At 49.5% G+C, this 16,384-nt stretch carries 13 protein-coding genes; 12 read left to right on the forward strand and 1 reads right to left on the reverse strand.

What is annotated here, in order from left to right:
• The first annotated feature begins 15 nt into the window (after positions 1–15).
• The 12 genes from ACFQ1T_RS13685 to ACFQ1T_RS13740 all read left to right on the forward strand — a co-directional run bounded on the left by ACFQ1T_RS13685 (position 16) and on the right by ACFQ1T_RS13740 (position 14,969).
• Positions 16–1,917 (forward strand): ATP-binding cassette domain-containing protein, encoded by a 1,902-nt coding sequence (locus ACFQ1T_RS13685; protein WP_379077758.1) that lies wholly within the window; start codon positions 16–18, stop codon positions 1,915–1,917.
• Between the two features lie 47 nt (positions 1,918–1,964).
• Complete coding sequence (locus ACFQ1T_RS13690; protein WP_194747060.1) at positions 1,965–2,537, forward strand: hypothetical protein; 573 nt, start codon at positions 1,965–1,967, stop codon at positions 2,535–2,537.
• 171 nt (positions 2,538–2,708) lie between these two features.
• Entirely contained in the window at positions 2,709–3,389 is a 681-nt protein-coding gene (locus ACFQ1T_RS13695; RefSeq protein ID WP_194747059.1) for a response regulator transcription factor, read from the forward strand.
• 18 nt (positions 3,390–3,407) lie between these two features.
• Positions 3,408–4,538, forward strand: a complete 1,131-nt coding sequence (locus ACFQ1T_RS13700; protein WP_379077761.1) for a HAMP domain-containing sensor histidine kinase — start codon at positions 3,408–3,410, stop codon at positions 4,536–4,538.
• A 76-nt stretch (positions 4,539–4,614) separates the two neighbouring features.
• Positions 4,615–6,153, forward strand: coding sequence for a lysine--tRNA ligase (lysS, locus tag ACFQ1T_RS13705; protein ID WP_379077764.1), 1,539 nt, complete (start codon positions 4,615–4,617; stop codon positions 6,151–6,153).
• A gap of 151 nt (positions 6,154–6,304) precedes the next feature.
• Positions 6,305–7,744, forward strand: coding sequence for a porin (locus ACFQ1T_RS13710; RefSeq protein WP_379077766.1), 1,440 nt, complete (start codon positions 6,305–6,307; stop codon positions 7,742–7,744).
• A gap of 156 nt (positions 7,745–7,900) precedes the next feature.
• Complete coding sequence (locus ACFQ1T_RS13715; protein WP_379077768.1) at positions 7,901–8,095, forward strand: YezD family protein; 195 nt, start codon at positions 7,901–7,903, stop codon at positions 8,093–8,095.
• Between the two features lie 60 nt (positions 8,096–8,155).
• The gene (locus ACFQ1T_RS13720; RefSeq protein WP_379077771.1) at positions 8,156–9,886 is read left to right on the forward strand and encodes an alginate export family protein; all 1,731 of its coding nucleotides are present in this window, start codon (positions 8,156–8,158) and stop codon (positions 9,884–9,886) included.
• A 14-nt stretch (positions 9,887–9,900) separates the two neighbouring features.
• Complete coding sequence (locus ACFQ1T_RS13725) at positions 9,901–10,908, forward strand: sulfate ABC transporter substrate-binding protein (RefSeq protein ID WP_379077774.1); 1,008 nt, start codon at positions 9,901–9,903, stop codon at positions 10,906–10,908.
• 80 nt (positions 10,909–10,988) lie between these two features.
• Positions 10,989–11,267 carry a DUF2325 domain-containing protein gene (locus tag ACFQ1T_RS13730; RefSeq protein ID WP_194747052.1) on the forward strand — a complete coding sequence of 93 codons (279 nt, stop codon included), beginning with the start codon at positions 10,989–10,991 and terminating at the stop codon, positions 11,265–11,267.
• A 171-nt stretch (positions 11,268–11,438) separates the two neighbouring features.
• Entirely contained in the window at positions 11,439–13,091 is a 1,653-nt protein-coding gene (locus tag ACFQ1T_RS13735; RefSeq protein ID WP_275356856.1) for a putative bifunctional diguanylate cyclase/phosphodiesterase, read from the forward strand.
• Between the two features lie 246 nt (positions 13,092–13,337).
• Positions 13,338–14,969: a putative bifunctional diguanylate cyclase/phosphodiesterase gene (locus tag ACFQ1T_RS13740; RefSeq protein ID WP_379077779.1), complete on the forward strand. Its 1,632-nt coding sequence runs from the start codon at positions 13,338–13,340 to the stop codon at positions 14,967–14,969.
• Between the two features lie 24 nt (positions 14,970–14,993).
• On the opposite strand, the gene ACFQ1T_RS13745 is transcribed toward ACFQ1T_RS13740, so the two are convergent.
• Positions 14,994–16,313 carry a TAXI family TRAP transporter solute-binding subunit gene (locus ACFQ1T_RS13745; protein WP_379077782.1) on the reverse strand — a complete coding sequence of 440 codons (1,320 nt, stop codon included), beginning with the start codon at positions 16,311–16,313 and terminating at the stop codon, positions 14,994–14,996.
• Between the last annotated feature and the right edge of the window lie 71 nt (positions 16,314–16,384).

Here is a 16,384-nt window from a genome sequence, read left to right on the forward strand (position 1 = left end):
TAAAGGTATTCAAGAGTGATTCAGTTTAAGCAGCTGACTTTTTCGCGGGCAGGCAAGCCCTTGGTCGAAGGCGCCAGCTTTCAGTTGCATCCCAGCCATCGGGTTGGTTTAACCGGGGCGAACGGCGCAGGCAAATCCAGCCTGTTCGCCTTGTTGCGTGGCGAGCTGGTGGCCGAGGCAGGTGAATTACTGATTCCGCAGCAATGGGTGATTGCCCATGTGGCACAAGAAACCCCAGCGCTTGCACAGTCTGCACTCTCCTACACGCTCGAAGGCGATGAAGAGTTGCATGCCCTGCAAGTAAATCTGGCGCAGGCTGAGGCCAATGGCACACAGGATCCCATACAGGTGGCGGAGTGGCATCAACGATTGGCCGATATTGATGGTTACAGTGCCGAGGCCAGAGCCAGTGCCTTGCTGGCGGGGCTGGGCTTTACCCAGTCACAACTGAGTCAAGCTGTCAGTGATTTTTCGGGCGGCTGGCGGATGCGCCTGAATCTGGCACGTGCGCTAATGTGCCGTTCTGACCTGCTATTGCTGGATGAACCGACCAACCACCTGGATATTGAAGCGGTGATTTGGTTGGAAGGCTGGCTGAGCGCTTATCGCGGCACCTTATTGTTGATCTCGCATGACCGCGAGTTTCTGGATAACACCGTTAACCATATCCTGCATATTGAGCAGCGGCAACTGAGCCTGTACCGCGGCGGCTATAGCGATTTTGAACGCCAACGCGCTGAAAAACTGGTGTTGCAACAAGCCAGCTACCAAAAACAGCAGCAGCAAATCGCCCACTTGCAACAATATATTGACCGTTTTCGTGCCAAGGCCACCAAGGCGCGTCAGGCCCAAAGCCGTATCAAGGCGCTTGAGCGCATGGAGCGCATCAGTGCTGCACATGTGGATTCGCCCTTTAGTTTCGGTTTTCGTGATCTGGGCGCCGCGCCAGATCCTTTGCTGGTGATTAATCAAGCGGCCTTGGGCTATGGTCAGCAAACACTGGTCAAGTTGGCGCATCTGGCGATTCGCCCTGGTGAGCGTATCGGATTGCTTGGTAAAAATGGCGCAGGTAAATCCACGCTGATCAAGGCGCTGGCGCAATCTGAAACCTTGTTGGCGGGCGAGCGGGTGGAGGGCAAAGACCTGCGCATCGGCTATTTCGCGCAACACCAGCTGGAGCAACTGATCGCCGAGGATTCGCCACTCATGCATTTGCAACGCCTGGACCCTAAAGCCAGGGAGCAAGAGCTGCTGGACTTTTTGGGCGGCTTTGATTTTAGGGGCGAGATGGCAAAAAGTCCGTGTGGCCCGTTTTCCGGCGGCGAAAAATCACGGCTGGCGCTGGCGATGCTCATCTGGCAACGTCCCAACCTGATTTTGCTGGATGAACCCACCAACCATCTGGATATCGAAATGCGCCATGCCCTGTCTATGGCCTTGCAGGCCTATGAAGGGGGGATGGTCATGGTTTCGCACGACCGCACACTGCTGGCGACGTGCTGCGAAAAATTTGTACTGGTTGCTGAAGGCCAGGTCAGCGTGTTTGATGGTGACTTGGAAGACTACAAGCAGTCTTTGCTGCAATCTGCGCCGTCTGCCATGTCCGAGCCAACAAGCACGGCCACTAAACAGAATGCCTATCATCAGCAAAAAGCAGATCGGCAGGCGCGGTTGCAAGCGCGCAGACCGCTGCTCAAAAGTCTGGCAGCACTGGAGAAGCAGCTGGCCGAGCTGGAGCAAACCAAGCAATCACTAGACAGCCAACTGGCTGAGAGCGGTATCTATGAAGCCTCGCAACGGGAGGCTTTGCAAGCACTGTTGATTGCACAGGCACAAAACCAGAAACAGCTGGATACGGTTGAGAGTGAATGGTTGTCGCTACAGGAAGCACTAGAGGCATTGCCGGAAGTAGATTAACTGTTGTAGCAAACATATATATAGGAATCATTGATAAAGGAATAGTTATGGAAATGACATATGAAGAGCGGCTGAAGTGGTTACATCAGCTCTGTCAGGCCCAAGCCAATGCAGTGCCGCTGTCTGCTGAAGCGGCCAAGTCTGCCTATGCGAATGCCGATGTGGAAGAGGCCGCGCATTACTTGGCAAGTTTTTTAACTTTTCAAGCCATACGTTCTGCAGAGCGCCATCCGGCCGATGAGTTGCAAAGCGACTTTGATATGCTGGGGGTGTATCAGTGTTTTGGCTTGATGTTGTACGCCTTTTTGCTCATGCCATTAACGCAGGATGGGCACCAGCCAGATTATGCCCGGGCACAAGTGACGATAGGCAAAACCTTGTTTGCAGGGCTGGCGCCAGAAATGCTGGCAGAGATTATCGAGTCTGGGTTTCATAAGTTTCAATTGATTGCAGAAACCGATTCCGAGCACTGGCTGACCTACCGCGAAAATCTGGATAAAGTGACCATCAGCTACCTGATTGCAAGCACAGACGATGACAGTCCGCATGGCCCGGAGGATGTATTGCCCCTGTTTGGTCAGTTGCTCAGCCAGTTGTGTGAGGCTTTTACTGCGGATTAAATTTTGCATCGAACATATTTGCGGTATACTTTAAATTGATTTAACATTTTCGATTCAGTTTGAAAACTTGGGTAAAATGTCTCGCTTACGCTTGTTATTGAATTTGTTTGTTCGTTAAGATTCCGTGGCTAAAGTACATTGAGCCTAATGCAAATCTCAAAAAGGACATAAATGAGCAAGCTGCTGTTGATTGACGATGATGTTGAACTAGCCAACATGCTAAAGGAATTTCTGACGCAGGAAGGCTACACCGTGACAACTGCACATGATGGCCTGACGGGTGAGCAATATGTTCTGGCTGGCAAGTTTGATCTTGCCATTCTGGATGTGATGATGCCTGGCCAGGATGGATTGCAAACATTACGCAACATCCGTCAGCATTCCGATATTCCTGTGTTGATGTTGACCGCCAAGGACGACAACGAAGGCCGTATTGAAGGGCTGGAAGCTGGCGCGGATGACTATGTTCAAAAACCCTGTTTGCCACGCGAGTTGGTTGCCCGCGTGCGTGCGATCTTGCGCCGCCATACCAGTGACAGTCCCAAGGGGAATGATATTGTGGTTGGTCAACTGGTGGTTTCCAGTGAACGCAGAAAAGTGTTCTGGGCGGATAAACCTATTATTTTCACCAGTACCGAATTCAGTTTGATTGAAATTCTTGCCAAACATGCAGGCACCATCGTTAGCAAAGAGGATCTGTCAGTCAAGGCCTTAGGTCGTCCGCTGGTCAAGTATGATCGTAGCATTGATGTTCATTTAAGCAGTATCCGTCAAAAAATCTCTGAAGTTTCCGGCGGCGTCAATGTGATTCAAACAATTTACCGCGTTGGCTATCAACTGGTAAGAGAGTAATTCGTTATTGCGAGGCCTATGGGGCGCCTGTTCTGGAAGTTATTTGCAGCACTTTTTCTGGCGCTCATTTCAACCGATATTATTGTTGGAAACATTGCAGAGTGGGAGCTGAATCGCAAGCTGGTCGGCTACCATGAAGCGTTGCATGCCGCGAGTGACCAGGTTAAAGCACAAGCCCCGACGCAACCCTCTAATGAGCTGATCGCAAAAACACTGTCACATGAACACCTGCCTATGGTGTTTAACCTTCCGGTTTGGGTGTTTGTTTTCGGCATTCTCGCCAATCTCGTCTTTGCCAGTTTGCTTGCCTGGGCCATCGCGCATCCAATCAAGCTGTTACTGATTCATCTTAAAAGTGCAGCAGAGGGCGATCTGCTCGTGCGTGTCAGCCCCAAGATCAAGGCCTCTTATGATGAGTTTTCCGGCTTGGGGCAGGCCTTTGATCTGATGGCGCTGCGCTTGAATAATATGATCAAAAGCCAGTCAAACATGATGCATCATGTTTCCCACGAACTGCGTTCCCCATTGGCAAGAATACAGATGGCTGTTGGTCTGGCTATGCAAAATCCACAAAAAATTCAGAGCTCTTTGCAGCGCGTTGAGCTTGAAGCTGTGCGCATGGAACGCATGATTTCTGAATTACTCGAAATTTTTCGCTTTGAATCGGATATACACAAGCTGCAAAAAGTAGAGGTGGATTTGCAAGCTCTGCTGACAGGCATTGTTGGGGATGTCCTGTTTGAAAAGCATGATGCCAAGCTCCGGTTGTTGATGCCTGATGAGCCCGTCATCCTGGATGGGCAACTGGAGTTGTTGCAACGTGCGATTGATAACGTGATCCGCAATGCGCTCAAATATGGTCCTGTGGATGGTGAGGTGACGATTGAGTTGCAACATAGTCAGCGTACTGGCGAAATTATTCTCGAAGTACAGGATCAGGGGCAGGGCGTAGAGCCACAAGAGCTTGAGCAGATATTCAAGCCTTTTGTGCGAGGTCGCCGCGCTTCGCAAGTCGAAGGGCATGGCATCGGCCTCGCCATGACCAAGCATATCGTTGAAGCCCATGGCGGCTTTGTCAACGCCACCAATCTAAGCCCGGACGGATTCATGATCCGTATTCATTTGCCCATCCAGCAAGAAACGACGTAGACGATCCTCTAAAAATCAGCGCTAACAATGCTAAAATAGCGCGTTTAAGATTACGCAGGCGAATGCCGGATACAATATGACAGCACAACATTCCCACCCAGATAACGCAACTGAGAGCGTGGTTGATGAAAATCATGTGATTGCAGAACGTCGCGAGAAACTACGCTTGCTGCGTGAACAAGCGCAGGCCAGCGAGAAGGCCGTTTTTCCTAACGATTTCAAGCCAGAGCATAAAGCCGTTGCGTTGCAGGCCGCATATGCCGAGACAGACAAGGAAACCCTGGACCCTCAAGAAATCCCTGTGGTAGTTGCCGGCCGCATGATGCTCAAACGCGTGATGGGTAAAGCCAGTTTTGCTACGATTCAGGATAGCTCAGCACGTATCCAACTTTACATTGCCAGGGATGAAATTGGTGAAGCCTTGTATGACCAGTTCAAGCACTGGGACATGGGCGATATCCTTGGCGCGAAAGGCCGGTTGTTTAAAACCCGTACCGGCGAGTTGTCTGTGCATGTCACTGAATTGCGTTTGCTGACTAAGTCCCTGCGCCCGTTACCAGAAAAATTTCATGGTTTGCAAGACCAGGAAATCAAATATCGCCAGCGCTATGTCGATTTGATCACCTCGGAAGAAACCCGTGAAACATTCAAGGCCCGTTCCAAAGTGGTGGCAGCGATTCGCCAGTTCATGAATGAAAATGAGTTTCTGGAAGTGGAAACCCCGATGTTGCATCCTATTCCAGGGGGCGCCTCAGCCAAACCATTTATTACGCATCACAACGCACTTGATATGCAGATGTTTATGCGGATTGCACCTGAGTTGTATTTGAAGCGTCTGATTGTCGGCGGCTTTGAGCGTGTGTTTGAAATCAACCGTAACTTCCGCAATGAGGGCTTAAGCGTACGTCACAATCCTGAATTCACCATGATGGAATTCTACGCCGCCTACACCGACTACCAGTGGCTGATGGATTTTACCGAACAATGTATACGCGCAGCTGCCATTGCTGCACGTGGCACGGCAGTATTGAGTTATGCGGGTAAAGAGGTCGATTTAAGCAAACCGTTTGAGCGCTTAACCATTTTGGGCGCCATTCAGAAATATGCGCCGCACTACACCGCCGAGCAATTGAATGACGCCGAGTTCTTGCGCAAAGAATTACTCAAGTTTGGCGTCAAGGCGTTTGACCATGCAGGACTGGGCGCATTGCAGCTATCATTGTTTGAAGAGACCGCAGAAAGCCAATTGTGGCAACCTACTTATATTATTGATTACCCGGTTGAGGTGTCACCACTGGCGCGTGCCTCCGACAAACATCCTGAAATTACCGAACGTTTTGAACTCTTTATTACCGGGCGTGAAATGGCCAATGGCTTCAGCGAATTAAACGACGCTGAAGATCAGGCCGCGCGCTTCCAGGCCCAGGTAAAAGCCAAAGAAGCTGGTGATCAGGAAGCCATGTATTACGACGCTGACTTTATTCGTGCACTGGAATACGGCATGCCGCCGACAGGTGGATGCGGAATTGGCATAGACCGTTTGGTCATGCTGATGACTGATAGCCCCAGCATTCGTGATGTGATTCTCTTCCCACACATGCGTGCTGAGACTTAACTCAGCGATGATGTGAAAAAGCCACCTTTAAAGGTGGCTTTTTTTATACTAGTCCGCTGTAAGAAATATGTAAGGTTTGTCATTAAAGTGTCATATTTGTTCTTCAAAATACGCCCCGTTGTTTATAGAAATATTCAATCAGGGAAAATTTATGAATTCAAAATTACACCGCATTTTATCTGCGGCGTTGGCTGGTGGCTTGCTTGCAAGTTTATCACTGACCGCGATGGCAGACTCTACCGTTGATCTGGTGCAAGCACTCGTGTCAAAAGGCGTATTGACTGAAGAAGAAGGCGCCTTGCTCATGAAAGGCCGTGACAACGAAGTTGAGGTCCAGAAGAAAAAAGAAAAGAAAAACTGGACTAGTCGCGTGAACATCCGTGGTTACGTGCAAACACGAAACACGACCATGTTAGGTGGTGACGAAGGAGTTAACTTGTGGTCTGACCGTTCAGTCGGCGATGATAAGTCTCTGGGGGATGCTGACAAGAATTTCTTAATTCGTCGTGCTCGTGTGATCATTTTTGGCGATTATGGCGATCACTTAAGCTATTATATTCAGCCAGACTTTGCTTCATCAGCCAGTGGTACTAATAATATCGCACAATTGCGTGATGCTTACGGTGATGTCAATTTTGATAAAACTAAAGTACATCGTATACGCGTTGGTCAATCCAAAGTCCCATATGGTTTCGAAAACCTGCAATCCTCTTCAAACCGCCTGGCGTTGGATCGTAACGATGCATTGAATAGTGCTGTTAGAGATGAACGTGATTTGGGTGCTTTCTACTACTACACGCCTACAGATGTTCAGGCATTGTTTGAGGAAATCAACAAACAGGGCCTGAAACACTCTGGGAACTACGGTATGTTTGCACTTGGTTTGTACAATGGTCAGGGCGCCAACCGCGCTGAGCAGAATGACAATTATCATGTTGTATCACGCCTGACTTACCCTTGGAAAACACAAAGTGGTCAGATTTATGAAGCAGGTATCCAAGCTTATAAAGGTGAATATGTTTCAACAACAGGCGCTTATAGCCGCCGCAATCCTGCGACAGGCGCTTTAGCTTCTGCAACCCCCACGTTAGGTACAGGTACTCCTCTTTCAGGCAGAAACGGTATTGATGATGAGCGCGTAGGTATTAGCTTTATCATGTATCCACAACCGTTTGGTATTCAAGCGGAATGGAACTGGGGTAATACACCAGGTCTTGATATCACCAAGAACGTGATTGAGAAGAAAAGCCTGAACGGTGGTTATGTACAAGCGATGTATAAAATCGACAACTTCCAGTTCCTGAGCACGAATGGTACATTGATTCCATTTATCAAATGGCAATACTTTGATGGCTACAATAAAGCCGAAACAAACTCACCTGAAAACCATGTGAACGATTGGGAGTTGGGTCTTGAGTGGCAATTGGCCCCCGAATTGGAGTTAACCGCTGTGTATCATCGCATGAACCGCACTAACTTGGTAACAGGTAACCGTTCCAGTGCGAGTGCAGCGAATAACTTGCCAGCCAGAGTTGATTACGAAAATTTCAAAGCAGAGGCTTTACGCGTTCAACTGCAGTACAACTTCTAACTTTTTCCGTACGAATCTCAAACTCAAATCCCGCAGTGATGCGGGATTTTTTTACTCTTTATATAGTTAAATGTAATATAAAAATAACGAATAATTATTTTTTAAAATATAAATAGTCTGAAATAATGCCGTTCATTCAATGTGGTGAGAGGCAGCATGTCTACAGAACAACACAAAACTGATAGCGCAGCAGATTCCGCAGTGTTGGCGGTGGTTGCTTCCGCGATCACTGCGGTACAGCAGGATACTGGCTATGGTTCCATCGAAATCACGATACACGATGGCCGGGTGACGCAAATCGAGCGACGCGAAAAAGTCCGCTTTGATCATCAAACCAAATCCAAAAAGTAATTAATAGTTTAGTAAACACTGACCAGGCCGCTGGAAGTCATTCAATTTCGGGAGAATTACATGCAATTAAAAAAAATGAGTCTCGCACTGGCGACCGCAAGCTTGTGGTGGTTGGGTAGTGGCGTGGCCTTGGCAGAAGAGGCACCGCTTGCAGAGACACAAGTAGAGGATACTGAGCAGCAGAAAAAGATCAAGGCACGCCTTGCAGAGATTAAAGCTGAGGAAAAGGCCGCTGCCAAAGCTGCAAATGGTTATTACGTTGAACGTCGCAGCTATGGCACACAAAAAGAAACAGAGCCACCTCGCTATGTCAGGCAGCTGAATAAAACCTGGCTCAAGGATTACGATTCCTTCGCTGATGTGGATTGGCTGGATATCGGCTTGGAACATCGTGCGCGTTTTGAAAGCCGCCAAAATGACTTCCGTCGTGCACAAGAAAACATTGATGAACCCATTCTGTTGCGTACACGGGCTTACCTCGGCTTGAAGAATATCCTGGATCCTTTCCGTTTTGCAGTGGAGGTGCAGGACTCCCGCCGGAATCACAGCGATTACAACGGTTTTAGCGACCCGCGAATTTCTAATGACCCCAAAGATATCGACCATGCGGACTTCATCCAAGGCTACTTGGAGCTCTATTTTAAAGAAAGCATTTTTGGCAAAGATGATTTAGGCAATAGCCGTCCATTTTGGGTGCGCGGTGGCCGCTTGGCCTGGGAAGATCTGGATCGTCGTTTGATTGCGCGCAACGAGTGGCGTAACACGACGAACTCATTCCAGGGTATACGCGCCAATATCGGTGAAAAGAAAAATGACTGGCAACTGGAAGCCTTCGCAGTGCAACCGGTACAACGGTTTGCTAATCAATTAGATCAAGTCGATCATGCCCAGCACTTTTATGGCTTGGTAGGTGATTGGCGTGGCTGGTCTGAGTACGTCACCATTCAGCCATACTACTTTTACTTGAAGCAGGATGGTAGCAGGGTCAAGTATGACGGCAATGGTGTGGAGTACGCTAATCGTGCCTGGTATAACGCGGTAAGACAGGCACAGGCACAAGTGGATCGCGAAATTAGTACGGGCGGTATTCGCGTTTTCGGCATCTTGCCTGGCACACAGTGGGACTTTGATGTGAGCTATAACAAGCAGTGGGGGCATGTACAACGCTTTGTGACGAGCAGCGCGCAATCACTCTCTTTAGCTAATGGCCGGTATATTACTGTTGATCAAGATGCTTATGCCTACAACGCTGAGGTCGGGTATACCTTTAACAAACATCTTTGGAAACCCCGTTTTAGTGCTTCTTACGGTGTAGCGACTGGTGATCATGTTTCTGGCGGTAGTAGTTCCAGAGACACCTCAGACAATCAGGGCTTTGATCGCTTGTTTGGTTTTGCCCGTCCCTGGTCTAACAATGACTACATTCAAATGAACAATATTCGTGCGACCAAAGTGCGGGCAGAGTTCGATCCTAAAGTCCCATTTTTGGAGAATGTAAAGGTTGATACAGGCTTTAGCTGGTATCGATTGGATGATGCAACCGCCAGCTGGTCTGCTGGGAGTAACTTACAAGATGTCAGTGGTCGCTCTGGGACAGATTTGGGTAAGGAGGTTGATTTGAGAATTCGCTTCCCCTTGAATCAGTACGCCTCACTTAATTTAGGCTACGCACACTTCTGGGCCGGTGATTTTGTCAAAGATGCAATCAAGATTGCTTCAAACAACAATGACCCTACGCGCTCACTGAGCTCAGACTTTTTCTACACAGAATTGACCCTGCTAGGCTTCTAGCTTAAAGGATATACATGAAACTTCATCAAAAAATTAAGCAGCTATTTGTCGTTGCGACCTTCGTTGCCCCGTTGGCAGTTTGGGCGGCCGATGTGAATCTGCTCAATGTGTCTTACGACCCGACGCGTGAGTTGTATCAAGACTACAACGAAGCCTTTGCCAAATATTGGAAAGCCAAGACGGGCGACAACGTCATCGTCAAGCAGTCACATGGAGGCTCTGGCAAGCAGGCACGTTCCGTCATTGATGGCCTGCAGGCCGATGTGGTGACGCTGGCGTTGTCTTATGACATTGACGAGATTGGCAGCAAAGGCCGCTTGTTTGGCCCGGACTGGCAGAAACGTCTGCCGCACAACAGTTCGCCTTATACCTCGACTATTGTGTTTCTGGTGCGTAAAGGCAACCCGAAAAACATCAAGGACTGGAGTGACTTGGTGAAACCAGGCACCTCGGTGATTACGCCTAACCCCAAAACTTCTGGCGGGGCACGTTGGAACTACCTGGCGGCCTACGGTTATGCGCTCAAGCAAAACAATAACGACGAGGCAAAAGCCAAAGAGTTTTTGAAAAAACTGTTTAAAAACGTGCCGGTGTTAGATAGCGGTGCGCGTGGCGCAACCACGACCTTTGTGGAGCGTGGTATTGGCGACGTGTTGCTGGCTTGGGAAAACGAGGCTTTCCTCGCGCTCAAGGAGCTGGGGCCAGACAAGTTTGATCTGGTCGTGCCTTCACTGTCTATTCTGGCGGAGCCGCCAGTGACTGTAGTCGACAAGAATGCCAAGCGTCATGGCACTGAAGCGGTATCCAAAGCCTATCTGGAATACTTGTACAGTGAAGAGGGCCAGGAAATTGCAGCCAAAAACTACTATCGTCCGACGTTGGAATCTGTGGCCAAAAAATACGAAAAACAGTTTCCTAAAGTCAATTTGATCAAGATTGACGATGCGTTTGGCGGTTGGCAAAAGGCGCAGAAAACACACTTTGCCGATGGTGGTGTGTTCGACGAGATTTACCAGAAGTAAGCATTGAAATTCAGCAGCTCATTTTAGAAAAAGGCATTTACCCAATGCCTTTTTCTTTCTCTACAACAGGAGAATGTTTCATGTCAAAAGCATTAGTCATTGGTGGTGACCGTATAGAGGGCATCAAACAGGTGTTGCACGCACAAGGGATTGATAAAATTGATCACTGGACGGGCAGAAAACCCGGCGACGTCAAGCGCGAGTTACCTGTTAACGTCAACGTGATTGTGCTGGTCACCGGCTGGCTCAATCATTCCATGATGTACCGCATCAAGCATGTCGCACATAAGCGCGGACTCAAAGTCGTTTATACCCGTAACAGTGCCGATGGCATGCAGCGTGTATTAGAAGCGGCTTGATTCGTGCGTGGTGATTGCGCGCAGCGAGACCAGCTTATTTTAAATCTGCTCTAAATATATCCCCTTTATTGACCGTTAAAACAGGTAAGTTTTAAGGTTTAATGACATTGCTCACACATGTTTTTTAACATGTGCGCAACATTGAGTCGTCAAGGTTTTTAAGGGTTGATAATGAGTCAGAACGGGATTGGCGAGCTGGTAGCGCCACTCAACGAAAACACCACACAGCGGCAGTTTATGCGGCATCGTCTTGTCCGAAAGGTACAAGACAATACGCATTTTCTGGCGATGACCAGCATGGTGTGCGGCTTGTTAGGTTTTCCCCATTATTTGCTGGATGTAGATAACAATATCTGGCTCGCGCAATTGTTGACTTACCTGACCTTTATTCTGGTCAGCTACAATCTGCTGCTCGAAAATGGCCGAAACAACCTGGCCATGTTGACCATGTCGCTGGTGACCATCAGTTTGTTCGTGGTGCAACTGTCACCTTACGCCGCCGATTTTAACGATACCGCCAGCATCTTGCGTGCCTCAGGCCAAACCGGCCTGCATGCGCCTTCCAACAGTTGGGAGTTTATTGCCGGTGGTGTGTTAGCCTGTCTGATTGCGGTCTCCTATCTTTTTCAGCGGCATCATTATGTTGCTGCCAGTCAGGGCATGCTGTGTATTGCGGTCATGATTCCTTTGATTCCTTTGCTAGGGCTGCTTTGCGGCATTGCCAATCCTTATGGTGTCATGTCCCCGCTGACCACCTTGAGTGGCATGCTCTGTGCGTTTGGCTTGCTCGCCAAGCAGGCATCGCACCCGCCCATGAGTTACCTGTTGCTGATGGACGATACCGGTAAACAGATTCGCTCCAGTATCTTGTTGTTAAGTATCTGCGCCATCTTGCTGGCGAGGGCCGGTGTGATGTTTGGGGACAATATGCGCGGCTTGCCCCTCGTGGTACTGGTTTCCTTGATCGCCATCATTTATACCCTGTCGGTGACTTATTATCACCAGGGACAGGTCAGCGAAAAGGTACTGCCCGCAACCGATATGGATTTCGCCAGCCAGGTCGAGACCGCGCTGGATAATCAGCAGTTTTTTATGATGTATCAGCCGCAGGTCGATTTTAAGACGGGCAAACTGAAAGGGGTGGAAGCATTGGTTCGCTGGCGCCATCCTGAAAAAGGCATTATTTCCCCGGAGAAATTCATTCGGGTGGCCGAGTTGACCGGGTTGATTGTGCCTTTGGGCAAATGGATCATGCAAACGGCCTGTGCACAGGCTGCTCAGTGGAAGGATCATCCGGTGCTCGGCAAGATAGAGGTGTCTGTCAACGTCTCTGCATTGCAACTTAAGTCTGGCACTTTGGTAGAAGAGATCATGCAGATTCTGCAAGACACCGGGCTCGCGCCAGAACGGCTGGTGATTGAGTTGACCGAAAGCTCTTTTGTACAGGATGACGGTGAGAATGCGCGTCTGATGCATCAGCTCAAAGAAGCAGGCATCAAACTGGCCATTGATGATTTTGGGACTGGCTATTCCTGCCTGTCTTATTTGCGTGATATTCCGGGCGATTATCTCAAGGTAGACCGTTCATTCGTGATGGAGCTGCCTGGTCACAATAAAGCAGAAGCCGTGATTCAGGCGATCGTCAGCCTGGGCAAAAGCCTGGATTACCGCATTATTGCCGAAGGGGTAGAAACCCAGGCACAGGCTGATTTCCTCAAGTCAATCGGCTGCGATATTGTGCAAGGCTTTTTGTATGCCAAACCCCTTGAAGCCGATGCGCTGCCACAATGGGTCTCTGTGGCACAACCTGAAACGCTCACCTGATTTGCATTGACTGATCATGACTTGACCTGCCATGGTCAGGACTTTTTCCCTCGTTTAGCTTGCTTCCATTCTGCTATAAAAACTATCTGTTTTATAGCGAATCACTCATGAGTATCAATTAATTTGATATAAAGAGTAGAAATGTGCCATTTTATTTTACTTTGGTATCCATTCGTTTCGCCTATAGTGAATGACATGGCCTGTGCCCGCACAGGATCAGAATAGATCAAGATTAGGGGGAGCACTATGTCAGTTTCCAGTATTGACTGGTCTACTGAGCGTCATCACGCAACTTCAACACAGCAGTTATATATGCGGCACCGGTTTTTAAGAACGGTGCAAAAGTTTGCTCCCTGGCTGGCAATTGTCAGTATTGTCACTGTGTTGTGGGGACTACCGTTTTTGCCAGTACACTCTGCGGCAAGCCTGTTTTTAGTGCAAAGCAGTGCATACCTGATCTTCATGTTCGCCAGCCTGGGGGTGGTGTACCAGACCTGGCATCAAAAGCGCGTGATTGGTGGCCTGATCCTGATTGTCGCTGCCGGTTTTCTGTGCCAGCTCTATGTCAGAAGCAGCGATGTCACATTCAACAACGGCTGGGCGACGCTCGCCACATTGTTCGCTGACCAGCAGGGCAATATGGTTTTTGATCTGGGCATGGCCATGTTAGTGTTGCTCGCAGCTGTGCTGCATCATCGCCATTGCAATCGCGCCAGCCAGGTCTTGCTGAGTATTGCCGTTTTGATGCCAGTCACTGGCTTGCTGGCCTGGGCTTATCGTATCCCGCACGCTTACGGTCAGCTCTCACTGTTGACCACGATTGGTGGCTCGCTGTGTGCGGCGGCCTTGCTGGCAAGGCAGATCACCGCTACCCCCATGAGTTACCTGTTGTTGCTGGATGACACTGGCAAGCATCTGAGATGGATCGTCTGCATCTTGATTACATGTGCGATTGTTCTGGGAGGGGTGGGCGTTTTTTTTGATAACGATCTTCGCCTGACGCCCATCATTATCACTGCTGCACTGATTTTAATCATCATTGTGATGACTTTGACCTATTATCACAAAGGGGTGATGCATGAGCAGGTGTTGCCCCCAGAAGACCTGGCTTTTGCCAGTGAACTGGAGGCTGCGATTGCGCAAGAAGCGTTTTATCTGGTGTATCAACCGCAGCTGGATTTTGAGACCGGTAAACTGGTGGGCGTTGAAGCCTTGATTCGCTGGCAACATCCCGAGCGTGGGGTCGTGTCGCCGAATCAGTTTATCGGTGTGGCCGAGTTGACCGGGCTGATTGTGCCCATGGGTGCCTGGGTACTCAAAGCCGCGTGTGCACAAGCGGCCTCCTGGACTACCGGTGAATTGAGTCGGGCCAAAGTCTCGGTCAACGTCTCCCCCTTGCAGTTAAATACCCCCTGTTTTGCCGAATATGTGTTGCTGGTACTGCAAGAGACTGGCCTGGCGCCTGAGCGCCTGGTAATTGAGCTGACCGAGAGTGCGTTTATTCATGCCGACTGCACGGGCAACGAGCGCCTGCAGAAACTCAAACAGCACGGCATTAAACTGGCGATTGATGACTTTGGCACCGGTTATTCCTGCCTGGCTTATTTGCGTGATATTCCGGGGGATTACCTGAAAGTGGATAGGTCTTTTGTCAATGACATTCCCGGCAAAGAGCGCTCAGAGGCGGTGATTAGTGCCATTGTGGTGTTGGGCAAAAACCTGCATTACCAGATTGTGGCCGAGGGGGTGGAAACCGAAGCACAGGCAGACTATCTGAAGGCACTGGGCTGTGATTTTGTGCAGGGCTTTTTATATGCCAAGCCGATGACCGCACAGGCCTTGCAAGACTGGATGCGCAATCGGGCAGACCTTGCCTGAGCTTTGTGCGTTTAAGGCTTGTGCCTAAAACGTGCGCTGATTGAGTTTGGAGCGAACCAGCTCAATATGCGCACGCAACTCGTAAGCATATTGTGAAAAAGGCACCGGTAGCTTGACGTTGACCACCTTGGTTTCAATTTCATTGAGTTTATCCAGGCACTGACGGACATCTTCAGCCGATTTGATCTCTTGCAACTGGGTGTCCAGAAAGCGTAGCTCGCCGTAATAACGGAACAGTTTGCGCTTGACCAGCCACACATACACCATCGGGATAATTTTGGTGAGCGGGATCAGCAACGCCAGCAAAGGCAAAATCACAATCAGCGTGCGATTAACAAAGGTGGCTGCCCAAAATGGCAGGTATTTATCAATAATCGGCAGGCCGGATTTGTAGAAATTCAGCGCCTGCGTGCTGATCGGGAAATCCGTATCCTTGGCAGAAGGGAATTCTCCCTTGCCGTTAAACATGCTTGGGCCACCATGCACTTCGGCAATCACTTTCATCATCAGGTAAATCAGCGCCGGATGCATGCTGTCCTTGATCACCAGCGTCGCGGTTGGCGCCACCAGATGCACATCGTGGCTGGGAATATTGCGCGCCAGGTCCATGGCGCCTTCTGGCAGCACCAGGTGATGCATAAACGCAAACTTGCGTGAAAAGGCTTCAGCGGTGTCCATACTTACCATGGTCAGATGCTTGTCTGCAATGAGCTCGCGGACCAGGCTGGAGTTGGCAACATCCACAAAAAAAGCAGCATCGAGCTTGTCTGATTGCAGGGCCGCCACTGCTTCTTCGGCACCTATGGTGACCAAGGTACTGTTGCTGGCATTGATGCCACTTTCCGAAAGCAGCGTGTTGGCCAGAAAATGACTGCCACTGCCTGGATAGCCGACGCCGATGCGTTTGCCTTTGAGGGCCGATAAATGGGTGGTTTCAGTTTTGCCGCGGCAAAAAATCCATACCGGCTGGTAGTACAGGCTGCCTAATGACAACAGTGAGCCTGCGCCTTCACTATGCGCCATGCCATCTTGAATGAATGCAATATCTACGTTGGAGTCAGGGTCCTTGAGCAAACGCAGGTTTTCATCATCCCCTGCCGTTTTGCGTATCTGCAGATGAATGCCTTCTTTTTTAAGATAAACGCCATAAATCGCGGCAAACGCATTGTAATTGAGGTCCGCTTCGCCGGTGGCAATCACAATATTGCGTGGGGGTGCAGGGTCTATGAATTTGTAAGCAAAAAACAGTGCCAGGCAAATGAGCAGGAAGGAGGGGAGCGTGGCTTCCAGCATTTCGCGGGTGAAAATGGCGGTAAATTTGTTGTTGCGCGGATCAAATTTCATCGGTTATCTGGCGTCTGGTTATGGAAATCACACTCACAGCGAGCTATGCATTACGATTCTACAGAGGCTTG

It is taken from the genome of Methylophilus glucosoxydans (assembly GCF_042676145.1).
GTDB classification, from domain to species: Bacteria; Pseudomonadota; Gammaproteobacteria; order Burkholderiales; family Methylophilaceae; genus Methylophilus; species Methylophilus glucosoxydans.